14 protein-coding genes, 1 pseudogene and 1 riboswitch are annotated in these 22,472 nt (G+C 36.9%); of the genes and pseudogenes, 13 read left to right on the top strand and 2 right to left on the bottom strand.

Going from position 1 to position 22,472, the window contains the following annotated elements; translation table 11 throughout:
- The first annotated feature begins 12 nt into the window (after positions 1-12).
- The 12 genes from dnaB to O7776_RS20105 all read left to right on the top strand — a co-directional run bounded on the left by dnaB (position 13) and on the right by O7776_RS20105 (position 14,926).
- On the top strand, positions 13-1,365 hold the full coding sequence (gene dnaB / locus O7776_RS20160; RefSeq protein ID WP_274308646.1) for a replicative DNA helicase: 1,353 nt from the start codon (positions 13-15) through the stop codon (positions 1,363-1,365).
- A 183-nt stretch (positions 1,366-1,548) separates the two neighbouring features.
- On the top strand, positions 1,549-2,835 hold the full coding sequence (locus O7776_RS20155) for an adenylosuccinate synthase (RefSeq protein WP_274308644.1): 1,287 nt from the start codon (positions 1,549-1,551) through the stop codon (positions 2,833-2,835).
- Between the two features lie 423 nt (positions 2,836-3,258).
- Positions 3,259-4,725, top strand: coding sequence for a peptidoglycan DD-metalloendopeptidase family protein (locus O7776_RS20150; protein ID WP_274308643.1), 1,467 nt, complete (start codon positions 3,259-3,261; stop codon positions 4,723-4,725).
- A 237-nt stretch (positions 4,726-4,962) separates the two neighbouring features.
- The gene (gene yycF, locus O7776_RS20145; RefSeq protein WP_274308642.1) at positions 4,963-5,673 is read left to right on the top strand and encodes a response regulator YycF; all 711 of its coding nucleotides are present in this window, start codon (positions 4,963-4,965) and stop codon (positions 5,671-5,673) included.
- Positions 5,674-5,678: 5 nt separating this feature from the next.
- Positions 5,679-7,514 (top strand): cell wall metabolism sensor histidine kinase WalK, encoded by a 1,836-nt coding sequence (gene walK, locus O7776_RS20140; protein WP_241370662.1) that lies wholly within the window; start codon positions 5,679-5,681, stop codon positions 7,512-7,514.
- Positions 7,511-8,824: a YycH family regulatory protein gene (locus O7776_RS20135; protein ID WP_274308641.1), complete on the top strand. Its 1,314-nt coding sequence runs from the start codon at positions 7,511-7,513 to the stop codon at positions 8,822-8,824. The genes walK and O7776_RS20135 overlap by 4 nt, the downstream gene beginning before the upstream one ends.
- Positions 8,811-9,641, top strand: a complete 831-nt coding sequence (locus tag O7776_RS20130) for a two-component system regulatory protein YycI (RefSeq protein WP_274308640.1) — start codon at positions 8,811-8,813, stop codon at positions 9,639-9,641. Before O7776_RS20135 ends, O7776_RS20130 begins: the two co-directional genes overlap by 14 nt.
- A 15-nt stretch (positions 9,642-9,656) precedes the next feature.
- Positions 9,657-10,445, top strand: a complete 789-nt coding sequence (locus tag O7776_RS20125; RefSeq protein ID WP_274308639.1) for an MBL fold metallo-hydrolase — start codon at positions 9,657-9,659, stop codon at positions 10,443-10,445.
- 157 nt (positions 10,446-10,602) lie between these two features.
- On the top strand, positions 10,603-11,877 hold the full coding sequence (locus O7776_RS20120) for a S1C family serine protease (RefSeq protein ID WP_274308638.1): 1,275 nt from the start codon (positions 10,603-10,605) through the stop codon (positions 11,875-11,877).
- Between the two features lie 166 nt (positions 11,878-12,043).
- Positions 12,044-12,208: a CxxH/CxxC protein gene (locus O7776_RS20115; RefSeq protein ID WP_274308637.1), complete on the top strand. Its 165-nt coding sequence runs from the start codon at positions 12,044-12,046 to the stop codon at positions 12,206-12,208.
- A gap of 90 nt (positions 12,209-12,298) precedes the next feature.
- Complete coding sequence (gene rlmH, locus O7776_RS20110; RefSeq protein ID WP_274308636.1) at positions 12,299-12,778, top strand: 23S rRNA (pseudouridine(1915)-N(3))-methyltransferase RlmH; 480 nt, start codon at positions 12,299-12,301, stop codon at positions 12,776-12,778.
- A 129-nt stretch (positions 12,779-12,907) separates the two neighbouring features.
- Positions 12,908-14,926 carry a GAF domain-containing sensor histidine kinase gene (locus tag O7776_RS20105; RefSeq protein ID WP_274308635.1) on the top strand — a complete coding sequence of 673 codons (2,019 nt, stop codon included), beginning with the start codon at positions 12,908-12,910 and terminating at the stop codon, positions 14,924-14,926.
- A 115-nt stretch (positions 14,927-15,041) separates the two neighbouring features.
- Here O7776_RS20105 and O7776_RS20100 read toward each other — a convergent pair.
- Positions 15,042-15,601 (bottom strand): annotated as a pseudogene (locus O7776_RS20100) (IS3 family transposase); the annotation flags it as partial.
- Between the two features lie 239 nt (positions 15,602-15,840).
- Positions 15,841-15,933, top strand: a riboswitch (cyclic di-GMP riboswitch).
- 93 nt (positions 15,934-16,026) lie between these two features.
- Between O7776_RS20100 and O7776_RS20095 the strand changes: the two are divergent.
- Positions 16,027-20,901 carry an OmpL47-type beta-barrel domain-containing protein gene (locus tag O7776_RS20095; protein ID WP_274308634.1) on the top strand — a complete coding sequence of 1,625 codons (4,875 nt, stop codon included), beginning with the start codon at positions 16,027-16,029 and terminating at the stop codon, positions 20,899-20,901.
- Positions 20,902-21,237: 336 nt separating this feature from the next.
- On the opposite strand, the gene O7776_RS20090 is transcribed toward O7776_RS20095, so the two are convergent.
- Positions 21,238-22,434 (bottom strand): MFS transporter, encoded by a 1,197-nt coding sequence (locus tag O7776_RS20090; RefSeq protein WP_274308633.1) that lies wholly within the window; start codon positions 22,432-22,434, stop codon positions 21,238-21,240.
- Positions 22,435-22,472: the final 38 nt, after the last annotated feature.

Below are 22,472 nucleotides of genomic sequence, written 5' to 3'. Positions count from 1 at the left end.
GGAGCGACAACAATGAGCGAATCCATGATGGACCGCGTTCCGCCCCATAATACCGAAGCAGAATCCTCGGTAATTGGCGCAATTTTCCTTGAACCGCAAGCACTAATTACAGCATCTGAAATAGTCATTGCCGATGATTTTTATCATATTGCACATCAAAAGATTTTCCAAACGATGCTGAATTTAAGCGACCAGGGGAAAGCGATTGATGTTGTCACTGTTACAGAAGAATTATCAGCAAAAAAAGAGCTAGAGGATGTTGGTGGTTTAACGTACATGACGGAGCTTGCGAATGGGGTTCCGACTGCTGCCAATATTGCACATTATGCAAAAATCGTAGAAGAAAAGGCGATATTACGTCGACTTATTCGTGTCGCTTCGAAAATTGCGGATGATGGTTATACGCGTGAAGATGAAGTAGAAGTTCTTTTAGCAGAAGCTGAAAAGAAAATGCTCGAAGTATCGAACCGTAAAAATGCGGGCGACTTTAAGCATGTAAAAGATGTATTAGTTCAAACATTTGATAATATTGAACAGCTGCAGGCACGTGACGGGGACGTGACAGGTATTCCAACTGGTTTCCGTGACTTAGATAAAATGACTGCAGGGTTCCAGCGCAATGATTTAATTATTGTAGCAGCACGTCCATCTGTTGGTAAAACGGCGTTTGCGTTAAATGTTGCTCAAAGTGTTGCCGTAAAGGCGCGTGAAAATGTCGCGATCTTCTCTCTGGAGATGGGTGCAGATCAACTTGTCATGCGTATGTTATGTGCAGAGGGTAATATCGATGCACAGCGCTTACGTACCGGAGCTTTGGAAACGGAAGACTGGGGCAAGCTGACGATGGCGATGGGAAGTTTATCGAATTCAGGTATTTATATTGACGACTCACCAGGTGTGCGTATGGCCGATATCCGTGCCAAATGCCGGCGCTTAGCAAAAGAAAATGGCCTTGGAATGATCTTAATCGATTATTTACAGCTGATTTTAGGAAGCGGTAAACCTGGGGAAAACCGTCAGCAAGAAGTATCGGAAATTTCCAGGTCGTTAAAAGGTCTAGCGCGTGAATTAAAAGTACCCGTGATTGCACTGTCTCAGCTTTCACGTGGTGTAGAGCAGCGTCAAGATAAGCGTCCGATGATGAGTGACTTACGTGAATCGGGTTCAATTGAGCAAGATGCCGATATCGTAGCATTCCTTTACCGTGATGATTACTACGATAAAGAATCGGAAAGTAAAGATATTATCGAAATTATTATTGCCAAGCAACGTAACGGTCCTACAGGTACAGTTAGCTTAGCATTCCGAAAAGAATATAATAAATTCTTAAACTTAGAATTTACCCCGCCACCACGCGAGGAATAATATTGAAACACGAACGTTATTCTTATTAATTTAAAAATATGTTCGTGTTTTTGTTGACTTTATTTTATTATTATTGATAAAATATTCATGCTTTATTATGAAAAAGCTTGGCAAGACTAATTTAAGAATAAGTATTGAACGCCTAGATCATTTAGGGTGCTCAATCATCGGAGGTGCGTATAGATGACAGCAGTTGTTGTAGTAGGTACACAGTGGGGAGACGAAGGTAAGGGAAAAATTACAGACTTTCTTTCTAAAAAGGCAGATGCCATTGCACGTTTTGCAGGTGGCGATAACGCAGGTCATACAATTAAAATTGGTCAAGAAACGTACAAGCTACATTTAATTCCTTCTGGTATTTTTTATTCTGATAAATTATCGGTTATTGGTAACGGAGTAGTAATTAATCCAAAGTCGATTGTGACAGAATTAAAAGGTTTACAAGCACGTGGCATTGATACGTCAAATTTACGTATTTCAAATCGTGCACATGTCATTTTACCGTATCATATTTATCAAGATATCGTAGACGAGCAAAGCCGAGGCAATCAGAAAATTGGAACAACAGCTAAAGGAATCGGTCCATGTTACCAAGATAAGGTAGGACGTATTGGGATTCGCGTGGCAGATTTATTAGATAAAGCAATTTTTGAAAAGAAATTGCGAGCAAATTTAGAATTAAAAAATCGTTTATTTACAAAGTTCTATGAAGTAGAAGGTTTAAATTTTGACGATATATTTGAAGAATATTATGCATTCGGACAAGAAATCGCACAATATGTAACAGATACATCAAAAGTATTAAATGACGTTATTGATGATGGCGGTAAAGTGCTATTTGAAGGTGCACAAGGGATTATGCTAGATGTTGATCAAGGCACATATCCTTTCGTAACTTCATCAAACCCTGTGGCAGGTGGAATTGCCATTGGTTCTGGTGTTGGTCCAAATGCCGTATCACGTGTTGTAGGTGTATGTAAGGCATATACATCACGTGTTGGGGATGGTCCATTCCCTACAGAGCTACACGATGAAATTGGTCAGCAAATTCGCGAGGTGGGTCGTGAATATGGTACAACAACAGGTCGTCCGCGTCGTGTCGGTTGGTTTGACTCGGTTGTAGTGCGTCACTCACGTCGTGTGTCAGGTATTACCGATTTAGCACTAAATTCAATTGACGTTTTGTCAGGTCTTGAAACGGTTAAAATTTGTACGGCATACGAATATAACGGCGAAGTCATTACAGAATATCCTGCAAGCTTAGAAATTATTGAGCAGTGCAAACCAATTTATGAAGAGTTACCAGGTTGGTTTGAAGATATTACAGGCGTTAGAGTATTTGGAGATTTACCACAAAATGCACAAAACTATATAAACCGTGTATTAGAACTGACAGGCATTCAATTGATGACATTCTCTGTCGGTCCAGCACGCGAGCAAACTAACATTGTAAATGAGATTTGGGCATAAAAAATAGATTCAAAAAACAGAAAGCATTGCGTAAAAAGTATTTTTAACGTAGTGCTTATAAAATAAAAAATTTTGATATCCTTCGTTTTATTGGAAATTAGGATATATTTTTATCATATTTATTACAAGAGGCTAGTTCAGAAATCATATTCTGAACTAGCCTCTTTTCTATATATTGCATGTGCATATTGGATAATAAAGGGAATAAAAAATATAGTAAATGAATATAAAGATATAGTATTGCCGATGCTAGTAATGAGAATGTAACAAATTTTTAGAAAATAATACAATTTCATTACAAAAACTTTGAAATAGTTCAATTGAAATGAGAATTATGATACAGTAGCAGAGTGTGTTTTATAAGTAATTAGCATAATTCATTTTTTAAAATATAGTATAAAAATTCTCGAAGGGAGCATTATCATGGAATCGAATGAAAGCCAGTTAGACTTGAATCATAAAAAACCAAGTCTAATTAATCGTCACAATGGTAAACTTAAAATTGCTGCAGTATTAGCATTACTAGTTTCAACAGTGACATTTAATCTAGGTTTTGCGAATGAGACAGATAAAGAAGAATTCGCGAAAATTTATCACGTATATGTAGCAGACGCTTACGTTGGTTCAGTTGCTGATGAAGCGATTGTTGAACAAATTGTTATGAAAAAAGAGCAGGAAGCAAGGCAACAATATCAAAATATAGAGCTTGATGCAGGATCGGATATTACGATTGTACCAGAGCAAGTATTCACAGTAGAAACAAATGAGGAACAAACAGTAAAAGATCTTCAACAAGCCATTACTGTACAGGCAAAAGCCTACTCGTTAAAAGTAGGTGATACAGCGGTAGCTACATTGAAGGCTAAAGAAGATATTGAAGCTGTAATTGACGGATTAAAGCTTCAATATGTTACACCAACCCAACTTGACGGATTGGAAAATAATACTACTTCTACTTTACCCTCATTACAAAAAAATGAAACCCGTTTAGTAGATGTTACATTAACGGAAGACATCACGGACGAAGAAGTTTTAGTAAGTCCATCTGAAATTACTACAGTAGAAAAGGCAGTACAACTTTTACAAACAGGTGCAGAAGCAAAAGAGACTTATGCCGTGAAGTCGGGTGATGTTTTAGGCTCAATCGCGAAAGCCCATAGCTTAACAACGGCGGAACTGTTAGCGTTAAATCCATCGTTAAAAGCCGATTCTGTTTTACAAATCGATCAAGAGTTAAACGTAACAGTAGAAAAGCCATATGTATCAGTGCAGGCTGTTTATGAAAAGAAAACGTTAGAAGCAATCAACTATCAAAAAGTTGTTAAAGAAGATCCAACAATGTTAAAAGGTGAAAGAATTGTCCAGCAAGAAGGTGCTATCGGTAAGAAGGAAGTAGAGTATACTCTTATTGAAGAAAATGGCGTACGCACTGAAATTGTTCCAACAGATGAAAACACTGTTCTTGAGCCAAAAGACTATATTGTTGTTATTGGAACAAAAGTAATTCCTTCGGTAGGTACAGGGACATTTGCTTGGCCAGCAGAGGGGGGCCATATTTCAAGTCAAATGGGAAGTCGTTGGGGGCGTTACCATTATGGTATTGATATCGCACGTCCATCAGGATATGCAATTAAAGCATCGGATAACGGTGTTATAAAAACAGCAGGCCAACATTCAACTTACGGAAACTATATAGTGATTGATCATAATAACGGGTATGAAACATTATATGCACATTTATCAAAAATTGACGTGTCAGTAGGTCAAGTTGTGGGACAAGGTGCTGCTATTGGTGTTATGGGTTCAACAGGTCGTTCAACAGGAACACACCTACACTTTGAAGTTCACAAAGATGGAGCAGAAGTAAATCCATTATCTTATTTAAATTAATTTTTAAAAAGCAGTCCACAAATGTTTGTGTGACTGTTTTTTGTTTAAAAGTGTTAAATTATGTTTAAATTTATTTGTAAATGGGAATTTAATTAATTTATTCTATTAAAATAATGAAATATTTCCCGGAAAATAATGTACAAAACATCTGTATAATGCACCAAAAGCGAAAGCGTGATAGAGTAATAATAGAATCCTTTCCAAATAGAGCTATTCTAAAGAAAAGAGGAATGTAAGATGGATAAAACGATATTAGTTGTTGACGATGAAAAGCCAATTGCAGATATTTTGCAATTTAACTTAATTAAAGAAGGTTATCGTGTGATTTGCGCGTATGACGGAGAAGAAGCATTACAAAAAGTAGAAGAAGAGCAGCCAGATTTAATGCTATTAGATATTATGTTACCAAAGCGCGATGGCATGGAAGTGTGCCGTGAAATACGCAAAAAATATGATTTTCCGATTATTATGCTGACAGCAAAAGGCTCGGAAATTGATAAGGTATTAGGTCTTGAAATGGGTGCAGATGATTATGTAACCAAGCCATTTAGTACGCGTGAATTAATTGCACGTGTGAAGGCGAATATGCGTCGTTTAAATGTACCAGCACAAGTCGAAGAAGCACAGGTGGAGACGAATGATATTGTCATAGGCTCACTAACAATTCAACCCGATGCTTATTTAGTGTTGAAACGTGAGGAGGCAATTGAATTAACGCACCGTGAATTTGAATTATTGCATTATTTAGCGAAGCATATCGGACAAGTAATGACACGTGAGCACCTCTTACAAACGGTATGGGGCTATGATTATTTTGGTGATGTACGTACAGTAGACGTAACGATTCGTCGTTTACGTGAAAAAATTGAGGATAGTCCTAGTCACCCTTTATGGATTGTGACAAGACGAGGAGTAGGCTACTACTTACGAAATCCTGAACAGGAGTAGACTACATGCAAAAAGTAAGTTTCTTCAAATCAATACATGTAAAGCTTGTATTGATTTATATGCTGTTGATTATTATTGCTCTTCAAATTATTGGGATTTACTTCATGAAGCAGCTAGAAACCAATTTGAAAACCAATTTCCAAGATTCGATTCGTCAGCGCATTGAATTAGTGCACTATAGCATTCGTGAGGAAATGTTAAAAGAGCGTGATGATACACTACCGTCGCGTGAAGAAAGCTTAGGGACAATTTTAAAGGAGTTTTCGACCCAGGATATTAACAAAATCAATGTCGTCGATAACCGAAACCGTATTTTAGCAACGTCTGATGCAAACAATCAAGCACAAGTTGGTCAGCGGGCAAACGAAGAAATTATACGTAAGTCGATTTCAGCAGAGACGTTGCTTGATTCCATTTCATTGGATCGTGATACAGGGAAGCGTGTGTGGGTGCTCGCTGCCCCTATTACTGATACAGTTGGCCCGAGTGGTGAGGTAATCGGTGCAGTTTATGTAGAATCAAATATCGAGAAGGTTTATGAACAGTTAAATGAGATTAACCGTATTTTTGCTGCAGGAATAGCGATGTCGCTAGTCATTACCATTATTTTAGGTATTTTAGTAGCGCGTACAATTACGCGTCCAATTTCCGATATGCGAAAGCAAGCACAGGCAATGTCAAGAGGGAACTATTCACGTAAAGTACGTGTTTACGGTACCGATGAAATTGGACAATTAGCTATTGCATTCAACCATTTAACGAATCGCTTGCAAGAAGCACAATCTACAACAGAGGCAGAGCGACGCAAGCTAGCGAGTGTATTAAGTAATATGACGGACGGCGTAATTGCGACAGACCGTAAAGGGAAAATTATATTAATTAATGAACCTGCACTTGAATTATTGCATGATTCACGTGAAACAACGTTAAATCGTCCAATTGCGTCGGTATTAAGACTTGATCAAGAATATAGTTTTGAAGATTTGATTCATATGAAAGATCCGGTAAATCTTGACTTTAGTATGAGTGATACACCGTATATTTTACGCGCGAACTTTTCCGTTATTCAAAAGGAAACGGGTTTTGTGAACGGGCTTATTACCGTGTTACATGATATTACCGAGCAGGAAAAAATCGATATGGAACGCCGTGAATTTGTAGCAAACGTATCGCATGAATTACGTACGCCACTAACAACGATGCGTAGCTATTTAGAAGCACTAGCTGATGGGGCGTGGCGTGATGAAAATATTGCACCAACGTTTTTAAATGTTACACAAACGGAAACGGAGCGCATGATTCGTCTAGTAAATGATTTATTACAGCTATCAAAAATGGACAGTCAAGAGTATGAGCTTAATTTTGAATTTGTTGAGTTTAATAAATTTTTTACGCGTATTATTGACCGCTTTGAAATGTCAAAGTCCCAAAATGTTGAATTTGTACGTCTATTACCAGAGAAAAGTTATTATGTCGATATAGATACCGATAAATTAACACAAGTAATTGATAATATTATTTCGAATGCCCTGAAATATTCTCCAGATGGCGGTAATATTCGCTTTGGCTTTACGGTTCATGACAATATGCTGCGCGTTATGATTTCCGATGATGGTATGGGGATTCCGAAAGAAAATGTCAGTCGTATTTTTGACCGCTTCTATCGTGTAGACCGTGCACGTGCACGGTCTATGGGTGGCACTGGTTTAGGTCTTGCAATTGCACGTGAGATGATTGAAACACATGGAGGGAAAATTTGGGCAGAAAGTGAGGAAGGGCAAGGAACAACAATCTTCTTCACATTACCGTATGAACTTGATGAGGCGGGGGATTGGGAATGAAATATGTTGAGCAAATAAAATCATTTTTATTAGTGTTCCTCGTGTTCTTAAGTGTTGCCCTAACACTCATCATTTGGAATTACCAGCCAGATTATGAGCTCATTGAAGAAACACAAGTAGAAGAGGTACTTATCGGAGACCAAAGGCAATTGCAGGATGTGCTCAAGCCGTATCGCGTATTATTTCGCGAAAATGATGCATTTACTGGGACCGTTTCAAATGGTGTATTAAATGAGCTATATAGAAATTTCATTACTTGGCAAGTCCAAGATGTAAAATTAATTAATACAGATCCTAAAATGAATGAAATAATAAACAAAAATAATCGAGCAACTTTATTTTTCAATGAAGAAATTCCAATGCAATCTTTTTCGAATGTATTACCGTTTGTTGAAAAGGACGAGTTGGATATAAGCTTCAACCGCTTGATTATCGATTGGTCGAATGCGGAAGAACAAGATCAGCTTCAGCTATTATTTTTAAATACGGAAAAGCGTTTATTGCTGCAAGGCTATGTCAATTTGGCTAGTGGTCAACGTTTTTTAACACAGGTAATCCAGCCTTCGAAAAATTATACAAGCTATGTAGAGGTTGAGCGTGATTCACTGCATTCTTTATATGTGCCACAGGGGACATTTGGGGCTACAAAATATACGTATTTAATTGATGAATTTTTACCAGAAAGCTTTAAAAATATTGTTTTTCCCGATCCTTCTATTGTGCAACCTAATGTAGAAAACGAGCAATCAGTAAGGTATACAGATGGTACATCATTAATGACGGTCGATACGCAAAATCGTATTTTAAATTATGTATACCCACCTGCAGAAAGCATAGCGCCGATCCCATCCTCAAGATTGTTATTAGATAGCTTTGAATTTGTGAATGACCATGGGGGCTTTACATCTGATTTCCGTTTGTCTTCGATGAATATTGGAAAGCACATCATGGAATACCAGCTATTTTTACATGGCTATCCGGTGTATAGCAATATGACAACGACGCGGATTATAACGACTTGGGGAGAAAACAGACTATTCCGTTATCGTCGTCCGTATTATTCAATTGAAAGAGATATTCCGAATGAGCGCGCGGTGCAAAGTTTGCCTTCAGGTGAAGCGGTTGTGGAATATTTGCGTAATTCAAAGGACTATTCATTTGATGAAGTGGATGAGATTGTTGTTGGCTATTATTTAATGCAAAACCCGGACTCGTATATTCTAGATCCAAGCTGGTTTATCATTTCTGACAACGTTTGGACACGCATTACACCTGAACAAATAGGAGGTGTAATGAATGGATTGGAATAGAACGAAGACAATTTTTATTTGGGTATTTTTAATATTAAATATCTTTTTATACACGCAATATTTACAGCGCTACAATGAAGGGCAAGAAATAGAAGTACTTGGTGAGACGAAAAAATTTGAATCGCTTTTGAAAGAGGATAATATTACGTATAATGCCTTACCAAATAATAATGAAAGCGCGGCTTATTATTCCGGTCAAATCAAAAATTTTTCACCTTCTGAAGTGCCGTATTTTGCAAATCAGCGTACAGAAATCGAAAATGGTAATAAACTGATGGTGACGATGGAAAAGCCTGTGAAGCTACAGGAAGGTGGAGCGCACGATAAATTTACAGAATTCCTTCATAGCCATGTTTATGAAGGGGATTCCTACGTATTATGGAATATTGATAATGAAAATAAAGTTGCAACCTTTTTCCAAAAGGTAAATGATTTAACACTTTACTATAATGTTCGTGGTTATGTGAAAATTTATTGGAATGATGATGAACGTGTTGTAGCGTATGAGCAAACGATGCTAGAAAAACATGAAAAACTAGAAAAACAGCAAAATTTACTAACACCGATTCAAGTGTTACAAATTTTATATGGTAAAAATTTATTGAAACCGGATTCTCAAATTTTAAAATTAAATCTAGGCTATTCAACAATTGTGCAATTAACACAGACACAAGTATTTGCCCCAACTTGGGAAGTACGTGTGCGCTTAGCTGATAAATCAGAGGAAACTCATTTTGTAAATGCGGTGGATGGCAAGATTGTAGAAATTCAAAATGACTTATCAGAAATTGTTGAGCCTGAAGAGGATTTGGAGTAGTAGGGAGTTTTAATAATGCGATTTAGCGTTTTAGCTAGTGGCAGTTCTGGCAATGCAATATATGTAGAAAATGAAGAGCATTCATTTTTAGTGGATGTTGGTTTGAGTGGCAAAAAGATGGAGCAGTTGTTTGCTGAAATTGACCGTGACATGAAAAATTTATCGGGAATTTTAGTGACGCACGAGCATAGTGATCATATTAAAGGGCTAGGTGTCGTGGCACGTAAATATAATGTTCCTATTTTTGCGAATGCGAAAACATGGGGAGCGATGGACGGATTAGTTGGTAATATTCCATCCGATTTGCGCTATCATTTTGATATGGAGACGGTTAAAACATTTGGTGGCTTAGATATTCAATCTTTTGCAGTGTCGCATGATGCGGCGGACCCCATGTTTTATACATTCCAGCAGGATGGGCGTAAATTGGTCGTTATCACAGATACAGGCTATGTGAGCGACCGAATGAAAGGCTATATAGCAGCAGCAGATGCCTATGTATTTGAAAGTAATCATGATGTGAGTATGTTACAAATGGGGAAGTATCCGTGGAGCATAAAGCGCCGCATTTTATCAGATGTTGGGCATGTATCAAATGAAGATGCAGCAGTCGCGATGGCCGATGTTGTTGCGGAAAAACCAACACAAATTTACCTAGCGCATTTAAGTAAAGATAATAATATGAAGGAATTGGCGCATATGAGTGTCACGCAAACACTAGAGTCATGCGGGATTATTACCGGTGAATACTTGAATTTGCATGATACCGATGCCAATATCCCAACAAAGCTTGTGACAATTTAAATAGGGTAAAGAAGGGAGTGTTCAAGAAGTGATTCTGAGCACTCCTTTTGCATTCTTTTTTAATTTTTAAGCATGTTTTAGATAATTTTCATCTAATTTTAATGTTTCCTGTGTATTCTAACAGTAAGAAAAGAAACAATAAGAGAGGATGAGTGTAATGAGTTATTTTCCAGAGGATGAACAAAAACAATTAGATCGTGTTGCGGAACTTGAAGCACGTTTAAAACGTGAGGAAGAGGAACGTCAACAACGTCAAAATAAGAAAAATAAAAAAGGTGGCAGTAAGTGGGGTTATTTTGTTTCTGGCCTAAGTGGTGTTATTGTTGGAGTGCTATTACTTTGGCTACTGTTACCGTCATTAGCAAATCAGCTACCAGGTTCTAGCCAAGTGAATAATTCAACGGGTACATCGATTGGACAAACAGCAACGGAAGTAACAACTGATGTAACAAGCGCGGTAGAAAAAGTATCGAGCGCAGTTGTCGGTATTACAAATATTCAAGATGTGGCACCGAATTTCTGGAGTCAAAACACTTCAGCAATGGAAGAGGTAGGAAGTGGCTCAGGTGTAATTTATAAAATCGAAGGCAATCGAGCATTTATTGTTACGAATTATCATGTAGTAGATGGTGCAAAACAAATTGAAGTAACGTTAGATGATGGCTCAAAAGTTGAAGCGCAATTAGTTGGAAGTGATATGTGGACAGACTTAGCGATTATTTCCATTTCAAGTAAAGGTATTGAAACGGTTGCCCAATTTGGTGATTCAGATGTATTAAAACAAGGGGAAACCGTTATAGCAATTGGTAATCCACTTGGATTAGATTTCTATGGGTCAGTGACAACAGGTGTTATTTCTGGTAAAGACCGTTCTGTACCAGTTGATTTTAACGAAGATGGTGTAGAAGATTGGTCAACAGATGTGTTACAAACAGATGCTGCTATTAACTCGGGGAACTCAGGTGGTGCGTTAATTAATATTGCAGGGGATTTAATAGGTATTAACTCAATGAAAATTGCCCAATCTTCAGTAGAGGGGTTAGGCTTTGCGATTCCGATTAACTCAGCGATTCCAATCATTGAGCAATTAGAGAGAAGCGGTGAAGTAAAGCGTCCAACAATGGGTATTTCATTAATTGATTTAGCAGAAGTGCCTGCATTCTATCAACAACAAACATTACAATTACCGCAAGAAGTAACGGGTGGTGTGGTAATTTCTCAAGTAGTACGCGAATCGGCGGCTGAAAAAGCTGGTTTACAACAATATGATGTCATTGTTGAGATGGATGGCAAAAAAATCGAAAATGCAATTCAGTTACGTAAACATTTATACAATGAAAAACAAATTGGGGATACCTTACAAATGAAAGTGTACCGTCAAGGGAAATTAGTAGAAGCGCAATTAGAATTAGTAGAAAATGCACAATTATAATTTGTGGATAACTGAATACAATTAACAATTTAATCACAACGGGTAGAGGGGGAAAAATGCTTTCCTTTTCTACCCGTTTTTTGTTTGTTACAATGGATTGTGGATAACATTCTTAAAATTGTGAATAAGTTTGTGGAAATTTCAGAAAAGAAAGAAGGCTTTTAAAATGACAAAATATAGCTGTGAAACCCATATAGACCATGCTTTAGATATGCAGGTTGCAGAAACGGGAGAATACCCTGTGATGGAATTTTTATCAGAAGATAAAAAGTTATCAACAACTTGCTCTTACTGTGAACAGCAAGCAACATATATTGTATCAAGTAAATAACTTTACACAACATATGGATATAGCTTGTGGATATGTGTATAACTTTTGTGGATAAAATGTTTGTAAATGGAATGTAAAGGTGGATAAGTTGTGAATATTACTATCATTTCTGTAGGTAAACTGAAAGAAAAGTATTTAAAAATGGGCATCGATGAATACGTAAAGCGCTTAGGAGGCTATGCGAAAATCGATTTAGTCGAAGTGCCAGACGAAAAAGCACCTGAGCAATTAAGTGATGCGGAAATGGAACTTGTAAAGAAAAAAGAAGGCGAGCGTATTTTAGCTAAAATTAGTGAGGGCACATACGTCATTGCCCTAGCACTTGATGGAAAAATGAAAACAAGTGAAGAAATGGCGACCGATTTAGATGAGCTCATGACGTATGGGAAGAGCAAGGTGGCATTTGTCATTGGCGGCTCACTTGGTCTGCATGATGAGGTCTTTAAACGTGCGGATGAAAAGTTATGTTTCGGGAAAATGACGCTACCTCACCAGCTGATGAAGCTAGTGTTGGTGGAGCAGATTTACCGTAGTTTTCGGATTATTAAGGGAGAACCGTATCATAAGTAAGTGCGGTATTCTATGTAAAACAAGGGTAAGAAAAGAATACAGGAGAAAATCGAAAATGGCAGGTTGGTCTTGATTTTCACTGATATTATTATGTTTATTTTATTATGCCTATAATTGGAGGCTATGTGAATGTTAAGTGATCAGGCGAGATATTCTAGGCTCGCGAATATAACAAAAATAATAAATACAAAATTAGAACTACGTGAGGTATTGCAGCGTGTAACAATAGCGATATCAGAGGAGATTGTTCAATGCAACGCTGTTGGAATTTATTTACCCCAGGAAGATGGAACATTTAGAGGGTTTGCAGGAAAACCAGAGACGATAAATGGCGTATCAATCGATACTCAGGTAATTGATCCTGAAATAGACTTACTTTCAAAAGAAGTTATTGAAACAAAAAAAACCATCTATATCCCTGATACCTCAAAGGATAATCGGCCGGATCCGAGACCAGTTGATGCGTTCAAAATTAAGTCCTTATTAGCCCTGCCGATCTCATTTGGGCAAGAGTTATTTGGTCTGGTTTTTTTATTTGATTATGGAATTCCAATGAACTTAACAGATTCAGAAATTCAAAGTGTGGAAGCTTATGTAAATATGGCTGCGGTCGCAATTCAAAACGCAAATAATTTAACACAAAAGGAAAACCTTATTGCCGAGAAGCAGCTGTTACTAAATGTTACCCGTGATTTATCAATATGTTCCTCGATACAGGAGAGTTTTGATAAATGTTTTTTTTACTTAGGTCAGATTTTAGAGAGTAAAAACATGGCTGCCCACCTTTTAGACCCGCTAGACAAAACAACGATAAAAACAACGAAGTTAAGCAAGGACTGTGATTGGACAGAAGCGGATTGGATGGAGAAAAGCTATGAAGCCAAGATCCGAGGGGTTATTCAAACAAAAAATATAGATAGTAAGGGGTTACTGACGATTCCATTGGTTTCAATGGGAGAAGTATTAGGGGTAATCGTTGTTGGCAAAGAGGAAAAAGCTCACAATTACAATAATTCCAAAATTCAACTGGCAAAATCTATCGTTGATGCCACAGCTCCTACGTTTTCAAACTTGTTATATATGGATCAACTTGAAAGCATGGTGGAAGAGCGAACGAGAGAATTAGCTGCTGCTAATGAAAAAGTTACAAGTGTAATTGAAAGTATTACGGATGGATTCTTTACTTTGAATAATAAATGGGAATTTACGTATGTAAATAAGCATCAATATTTTCCACAAAGAAAAACAGCAAAAGATGTATTAGGCAAGAATATATGGAGGGTTTTCCCGAGTAGCGTTGACACTGTTATGTATAAGGAATTTGATCGTGCAATGTCAGAGCGAACTACAGTTCATTTCGAATTTCTTTCTACCGCTGATGAATATTGGCACGAAGTTATTGCATACCCGTATGATAATGGTATTTGTTGTATTTTTAAAAACATAACGGAAAAAAAGCAATATGAGAAGGAATTGAAAAGGTTATCCAACATAGATTTAATAGGGCAAATGGCAGCAGGTATCAGCCATGAGATTAGAAATCCAATGACAACAGTACGAGGATTTTTGCAGTTATTAAAAGAAGAGAACACCTATGAGAAACATAATATGTACTTTAATTTAATGATTGAAGAACTTGACCGTGCCAATTCTATTATTACTGAATTTCTCTCAACGGGTAATACAAGGAAATCGGATTTGCAGATGTTAGATTTAAATTCAATTATCCACGATATTATTCCTTTAATAAAGATTGATGCGTATAATCAAAATAAATATATTCAAGTCGATACAAATGACATTCCGGAATTACTTTTAAATCGTAATGAGATACGGCAATTATTAATAAACCTATACCGTAATGGCTTAGAAGCGATGAGCACAGGGAAAGTTCTAACCATTAGCACCTACAAGGAAGGTCAAAATTGTGTGGTACTTGCAGTGCGGGATCAAGGAAAAGGTATCAGGCCTGAAGTATTAGAGAAACTGGGTACTCCATTTTACACGACTAAAGATAATGGAACTGGATTGGGGTTAGGCGTATGTTATGCCATTGCTGCCCGTCATAATGCAAAAATAGAAATTCAAACAGGATCGGAAGGCACTATCTTTTTAGTTAAATTTAATTATGAAAATAATGAACAATAACCTCATTTAGATTAGTTGTGGTGAATCGTATCCAAGTTAATTAGATATTAGAATAAAGACAAACCCTAAAAAAGTATAGGTGAAGTGAACACAAAAAGTTAGACACTTTATTTAGTTAAGAAACTTGTAAGGATTGAGTTCGGTATTGTACCGGACTTACTCCTTTTAATTTTTCCTTAATTTGTTTGTGACTGTAGTATTCAATATATTGTTCAAGATCTCGCTTTAAGTGTTCCATGTTTTCAAACTCTTGTAAGTAAAGTAATTCTGATTTTAAGAGGTCGAAGAAGTTCTCAATTACTGCGTTATCGAGACAATTTCCTTTACGAGATATACTTTGTGTAATGCCATGTTCTTATAATACGTGAGCGTTTTTATTCATTTGATAATGCCACCCTTGATCAGAGTGAAGTACTGGGGCACCTTCTTCGGATAAGCGATTGAAGGCTGGTTCTAACATCTTTGAAACAAGTGGATAGATAGGTCGTTTTTCAAAGTTATACGCAATAATTTCTCCGGTAAACAAATCAAGTACAGGTGATAGATAAAGTTTCTTACCATACCAAATAAATGGAATTCCGTCACATCCGTTACCCATCTTTCATTTGGTTTTGGCACAACGAAATCACGTTTTAAAATATTTGTCGCAATCTTACCGACGTTTTCTTTGTATGAGCTTTTGATGTCGGGAAAATTGTTCATTTAGGCTCCGGAACTATGAGTGATATTAAAGATGCGGTTCTTTCGCGCTATACACGCTACTTAATTGTAAAAAACGTAGATCCTTCTTTATGGGAATTTAGCCATATTCAAGTGTGACTATTTAATACTAGAGTTAAGTATAGATAGGTATAAAAGCAGTTTCACGTATGTAGCTAAGGTATTATGATAGCCTTGTAACATATAAAATAATCAAGTGAAAAAGGCAAACCACGAGAAATCGTGTGACGCAAAGCCAAGGGCCTGGACCACGCTAAGTGCTATGTGGATGGCAGCCGGTTACCGCAAGGATTCAGAGTCCTTTTTTTATGAGCCTTGTTAAGAGGCTTATTTTTATGCGCGTTATTCCTTATTCACTACTGAAAGGTAGGGTAAAGAACATGGGTAAAAGTTTATCAAGTAAAATTTCAGCATTACTAGCTTTGGTGTTAGTTTTGCAAGTTTTCCTGTTTCCAATGCAAAATGTTTTGGGAGCAACAGATAGCAACCTTCTGCCGCCAAGTAACCTTGAGTACCAACATATCACACCAGATGATGTGAAGCTTACTTGGAGTGCGGTAGTTAGTGCTACAGGCTATAAAATCTACGAAATTACAGAAGGTCAATTAATACCACGTGGTACAGTTACTACTAATAGTTATACGATTAATGACCTTCCAGAAGGATCGTATACATACGTCGTTTCAACGTTAAGTGCGAACGGAGAATCTGGTCCTTGTGCACCGATTACGGTGAATGTTGCTTATCCAACGATGGCAGCTCCAACACTTTCTTACACTTTACAAAACGCAAACGACATTAACTTGAGCTGGACAACTTCTCAGTATGCGGAAGGATATAAAGTTTACCAAATTGGACCAAATGGAGAGCAAACTTTAGTTACTACAGTAACAGGTAAAACGTATACGATTTCAAATGCTCCTGAAGGGGATTTTACGTATACAGTTTCTTCATTTAACTCTAAATATGGAGAGTCGCCAATTTCTAATACTGTGGACGTAACAATTCATCATCCAGTAATGGCAGCTCCAACGAATTTGACGTATACAATTGCAAACGTTAATGACGTAACACTGAAATGGACTGCTTCTTTACACGCAACAGGTTATAACGTATATCAAATTGTTGATGGACAAAAAATTTTAAAAAGTACAGTAACGGGAACGAGTGTTACATATACGAATACTCCTGGTGGGGAATATGTATATGAAGTTCATTCTGTAAATAGTCGTTTTGGTGAATCGGCAGAAGGAAGTCAAGTAACGGTAACTGTTGGATCAGTAACAATGCTTCCTCCAACAAACTTAACGTATACAATTGCAAATCTTAATGATGTTACGTTAAAATGGACCGCTGCTGCAAATGCGACAAGCTATAAAATTTATCAAACTATTGATGGACAAAAAGTATTAAAAAGTACAGTAACAGGGACGAGTGTAGCATATACAAAATTACCTGCTGGAGATTACGAGTATGTAGTGCATTCTGTAAGTAGCCGTTTTGGTGAATCGGCAGATGGTAGCCAAGTAAAGGTGAATGTCGGAGAAGTTGCGATGATGCCGCCAAGCAATGTTACGTATACAATTGCGAATGGAAACGACATTGTTTTAAAATGGGACGCTGCTACGAATGCGACAAGCTATAAAATTTATCAAATTATCGATGGACAAAAAGTATTAAAGAGCACAGTAACGACAACAGCTGTTACGTATGCAAACTCTTCAGCAGGAGACTATGCGTACGAAATTTACTCTGTAAGTAGTCGTTTTGGTGAGTCGGCAGAAGGAAGTTTAATTTCTGTAAAGGTAGAGCCTGTTGTAATGACAGCTCCAACGAATCCGACATATACAGCAGCTAACATTAATGATGTTACATTAAACTGGGATGCTGTACCGTATGCCACAAGCTATAAAGTGTATCAAGTTATTGATGGACAAAAAATATTAAAAAGTACAGTAAATAATACAAAAGCAACCTTTACGTATTTACCAGTAGGTGATTACAAATATGAAATTCATGCTTTCTCTAGCCGTTTCGGAGAATCAGCGGAAAGTGCGAAAGTTTCTTTCGAGATTAAGTTCCCACAAATGAGTCCACCGGCAAACTTAACGTATGTTATTAAAAATACTACTGATTACACTTTAAACTGGGATGCAGCAGAAAATGCGACAAGCTATAAAGTGTATCAAATTATTGATGGACAAAAAGTGTTGAAAAACACTGTTACAGGAACAACTATTAGCTATACAAAGATGGCACCAGGTGAATATACGTATGAAGTACATTCTGTAAGTAACCGTTTTGGAGAATCAGTAGAAGGTAGTACAGTTTCTTTAAAATTAGATGGTTTAGATTTACCTGCACCAACAAATTTAGCGTATACAATTCTTAATGGAAATGACATTAAGTTGACGTGGTCAGCTGTTACAGGTGCATCGAGCTATAAAGTTTACGAAATTATCGATGGTCAAAGAATTTTAAAGGGTACGTTAACAGGAACGACTGTAACGTATACGAACCAATCAGAAGGCGATCACAAATATGTTGTGACATCTTTCTCATCATTGTTTGGTGAGTCATCAACTGCAGCAGAAATTACAGTTCCTTTACAGTTCCCGAATATGGCTGCACCAAGTTCTTTAACATTTAAAATTCTTAATGGAAATGACGTTTCTTTAACTTGGGGAGCAGTTCAATATGCAACAAGCTATAAAGTGTATGAAATTATTGATGGACAAAAAGTACTAAAAAATACAGTAACAAATTTATCAACTACGTTGTCTAACGTATCATTCGGGGAGCATGTCTATGTTGTTCATTCTGTAAGCCCTCGCTTTGGAGAGTCGGCAGAAGGTAAAGAAGTATCTGTTAATATGAGTGAAGTACAAATGGCTAAGCCAAGTAATGCTACCTACAGTTTCGTAAATGGAAATGACATTAAATTAACTTGGGAAGCGGTTCCTTTCGGGACAAACTATAAAGTATATCAAATTATTGATGGACAAAAAGTATTAAAAAGTACAGTAAATACTACAACAGTAACGTATGCGAATCAGCCAGAGGGCGAGTATGAGTTTGAAATTCATTCGTATAATTCTCGTTACGGTGAATCAGCAGAAGGAAGCAAAGTATCCATTAATTTAGTCTTCCCAGAAATGCAAGCGCCTAGCAATTTAACGAAAACAGCTACGAATGTGAATGATATCGTTTTAAAATGGAACGCTGCAACGTATGCAACGAGCTATAAAGTGTATCAAATCGTTGATGGACAAAAAGTATTAAAGAATACACTAACAACTACTTCTGCATCATTCCCTAAAATGGCAGAAGGTCAATATGAGTTTGTAGTTCATGCTGTTAGTCCACGTTTTGGTGAATCGGCAGAAGGAACTAACATTAACTTCGAGATTATTTGGCCGGAAGTACAAGCTCCAGTCATGACTAACACGATTTTTAACGGCAACAACGTTACTTTGTCATGGAAAGCTGTTAATTGGGCAAATGAATATCTTGTATATGAAGTTACGGGATCAAATCGTCAGCTAGTATACAAAGGATCAGCCTTAACTACACAACTATTTAATCTTTCAGAAGCAACGCATTATTATGAAATTGTTGCGTTTAGTAATCGTTTCGGTGAATCAGCTCCTTCTAGCCAATTGGCAGTGGACATTGTATATCCAGAAATGGAGCCCCCAGTAGCAAGCATTAAATTACTAAGTCCGACAAGTGCTCGAATTATATGGGATTTTGTAACGTATGCAAATGGTTACAATTTATATGAAATTGTGAATGGGGAACCAGTGTTAATTGCCGAAAAAATTAATAATTTATCTTACACAGTTTCAGGTTTAACGTATGTAGATCATGAATATTATGTAACGTCTTACAGTAACTCATTTGGTGAATCAATACCTTCAAACGTCGTGTTAGCAAAATTGATTGTGGATACGACAGCGCCTGTTACAACAGCGAATTTACCAAGTAATTGGACAAATGCAAGTCCTGTAGACGTAACATTATCTGCATCTGATGACGAGACAGGAGTGGCAAATACGTATTATTCAGTAAATGATGGTGAGTTTAAATCTGGAACATCGTTTACGGTGTCAGAGCAAGGAATTAATAAAATTACTTTCTACTCTGTAGATAAAGTAGGCAACAAGGAAGCAGAAAAAACTGTATTTGTGAAAATCGATACAGAAGCGCCAACTACAAAAACTAGTGAAATTCCAGAGTGGTTTACTGCAAATACATCTATCAACTTATTTGCAACAGATGCATTAAGTGGAGTGTCTAAAACGTTCTATTCAATTGATGGAGCAGCATATGTGGAAGGTACAACAATTAAAGTAGATGGAAGCAAATCTTCTTATAAAGTTAGCTATTATTCAGAGGATGTTGCTGGAAATAAAGAGGAAGTTCAAAAGATTGAAATAAAAGCAGATTTAATTGCACCTACTACAACTGCGACAGCTCCGACAGAGTGGACAAACAAAGATGTAGTTGTGAAATTGCATGCACAAGATGCTGAAAGTGGCGTTGAAAAAACGTTTTATTCAATTAATGGATCTGCCTTTGTGGAAGGAGATACTTTCACAGTTAAACAGGAAGGAATTCATACAATTCAATTTTATTCTACTGACTTAACAGGTAATGTCGAGGAATCGAATACTATTAAAGTGAAAATCGATAAAACGGTACCAGCCGTTTCAATGGATGTAAACAAAGATTACAAGCTTGGTGATTCAGTACAATTAACATATTCAGCGAACGATATTCTTTCAGGTGTTGCTTCGGAAGAGATGATTGTTACATCACCAAGTTTAAAAACAACCGTTGTAGCAAATGGGGAATCTGTAAAATTTGATGAGCCTGGTAAGTATAACGTAACTGTTAAAGTAACGGATGCTGCTGGAAATAGCACAACTATTACAAAACAATTTAGTGTATACATTCCAGCTACACTTGAAGTAATGCCAGAAGTAATTAAAGGAAATAAAGGAGTATTCACAGTACGGGTTATTCTGCCAGATGGGATCAGTACAAAAGGCTTCGACTTGAATACTGCAACTATTAATGGTGTAAAAGCCTTGAAGAGCAATAATGGATATTATAATCAAGCAAAGCTTGGACAGTTTAAGTTCGAACGATCTCATTTCACGTGGAATCAACCGCAAGTATCGCTTGTGTTTAGAGGTTATGTAGATGGGGTACTAGTTGTTGGAGAAAAAACTGTTAAAGTAATTCAATAAAAGTTTATATTTTTCAATTTCCAAAATCCCTCATTTACTTGTGATATGGAGCACCTTATCATAAGTAAATGAAGTTTTTTCAAAAAATTTGGAAATAATAAAAACCGCAAGTATACATGTTGTGGTGAACCGAATCATAAGTAAGTGCAGTTTTTGAAAAGACCACCTAAGACTTTGGTAACGAACGTTTTAGGTGGTTTTAAAATTGAATAGTAACGAATATTTTTTCTAGAATTTCAATGGTTGTTCCGAAATAACTCACTAAATTCAGCTCCATAAGGATTCTAAAATAGAAATAGCATCATTCGATAATAATCTGAATGATGCTATTTAAAATCATATATTTGATTGTTGAACATCCGAAGCTGTCGTTTTATATTCTCCTCTTACATTCGTTTTTCTTGTTAAAGAAAAGACTGCACATGCTAAGGCAATGAGAACAAGGCATCCCCCATACCAAGCTGCATGTGAGATAGTATTTGTTTGATTTAAAACAATACCCCCAAATCCAGAGCCCATGGAAATACCGATTTGTAACGCTGAATTGTTAAAGCTTTGCTGAATATCCGATGTAGCAGAATCTGTTTGAATTAGATAGCTTTGTTGTGGTGGAGCTAGACTCCAGCTTAATGCTGCCCAAATCATCATTACCGGTATAAATACAATGAGTGAGAAGGTAGTGAATGGCAGCAGGAACAGCACAATAGCAAATGAAATTATGACAATAAGGATACTTTTAGGAGCGCCAATCGTATCTGAAAGTGTTCCCCCAAATGCTCCCCCGCTTACCGCTGCAATACCAAATAAAAGATAACAAAGGCTAATCCAATAAGAATTCAGATGAAGTTCCGTTTCCAAAAATGGAGTGAAATACGCATAGATCGTATAATGACCTGCCAGCATAAACATGGTAGCAAGATGTGCACTCCCGATTTTTAAGCTGGCAACGGCCTTTAATTGTTGTGAAAGTGGAATTGTCTCTTCACCAGGAATTGGCTCCAAAAAGATGGAAATCAGGATAAAAGAGCCTACTGATAGAATTGCAATTCCAAGAAAAATTACCCGCCAACCAAAATTATCGGAAATGAGAATACCTAGTGGCACACCCAGGACAAGTGATGAACTAATTCCCATGTAAATGAGTCCTAGAGCCTTTGCACGATGGTCTGGTGAAACAACTTTTGCTGCTATTGTTAAGGATAGCACCACGATAAGTGCTGTACTCATCGCACTTAAAACCCGGGCAATCATCATAAAGGTAAAATCTGGACTAAAATAAGTTATGATATTACTGATGAAAAAAATAAACAAGGAAATAAGGTATAACTTTTTTCGTTCAATTTTGCTCGTTAAAACTAATAACACTGGACCGGAAATCGCAAAAATAAGTGCGAAGACTGTAATCAGCTGTCCAGCAGAGCTTAATGAGATATTCATATCTGTTGCGATAATTGGAAGTATACCGCCAACGATCAATTCTACCAAACCAACGGCAACAGTTGATAATGCTAGTATAAAAACTTTGTAATTCATATTCTGCTATACATCCTCTCTGATGAAAAAATTAGAAA

Source organism: Solibacillus daqui (assembly GCF_028747805.1).
GTDB classification, from domain to species: Bacteria; Bacillota; Bacilli; order Bacillales_A; family Planococcaceae; genus Solibacillus; species Solibacillus daqui.
Note: the sequence above shows the minus strand (reverse complement) of the source record. Positions and strands in the feature narration are given on the sequence as shown.

What these genes read in the sequence shown, in the direction of transcription:
- dnaB (WP_274308646.1), top strand. Translation starts at nt 13, where the DNA reads ATGAGCGAATCCATGATGGACCGCGTTCCGCCCCATAATACCGAAGCA.
- O7776_RS20155 (WP_274308644.1), top strand. Translation starts at nt 1,549, where the DNA reads ATGACAGCAGTTGTTGTAGTAGGTACACAGTGGGGAGACGAAGGTAAG.
- O7776_RS20150 (WP_274308643.1), top strand. Translation starts at nt 3,259, where the DNA reads ATGGAATCGAATGAAAGCCAGTTAGACTTGAATCATAAAAAACCAAGT.
- yycF (WP_274308642.1), top strand. Translation starts at nt 4,963, where the DNA reads ATGGATAAAACGATATTAGTTGTTGACGATGAAAAGCCAATTGCAGAT.
- walK (WP_241370662.1), top strand. Translation starts at nt 5,679, where the DNA reads ATGCAAAAAGTAAGTTTCTTCAAATCAATACATGTAAAGCTTGTATTG.
- O7776_RS20135 (WP_274308641.1), top strand. Translation starts at nt 7,511, where the DNA reads ATGAAATATGTTGAGCAAATAAAATCATTTTTATTAGTGTTCCTCGTG.
- O7776_RS20130 (WP_274308640.1), top strand. Translation starts at nt 8,811, where the DNA reads ATGGATTGGAATAGAACGAAGACAATTTTTATTTGGGTATTTTTAATA.
- O7776_RS20125 (WP_274308639.1), top strand. Translation starts at nt 9,657, where the DNA reads ATGCGATTTAGCGTTTTAGCTAGTGGCAGTTCTGGCAATGCAATATAT.
- O7776_RS20120 (WP_274308638.1), top strand. Translation starts at nt 10,603, where the DNA reads ATGAGTTATTTTCCAGAGGATGAACAAAAACAATTAGATCGTGTTGCG.
- O7776_RS20115 (WP_274308637.1), top strand. Translation starts at nt 12,044, where the DNA reads ATGACAAAATATAGCTGTGAAACCCATATAGACCATGCTTTAGATATG.
- O7776_RS20105 (WP_274308635.1), top strand. Translation starts at nt 12,908, where the DNA reads ATGTTAAGTGATCAGGCGAGATATTCTAGGCTCGCGAATATAACAAAA.
- O7776_RS20095 (WP_274308634.1), top strand. Translation starts at nt 16,027, where the DNA reads ATGGGTAAAAGTTTATCAAGTAAAATTTCAGCATTACTAGCTTTGGTG.
- O7776_RS20090 (WP_274308633.1), bottom strand. Translation starts at nt 22,434, where the DNA reads ATGAATTACAAAGTTTTTATACTAGCATTATCAACTGTTGCCGTTGGT.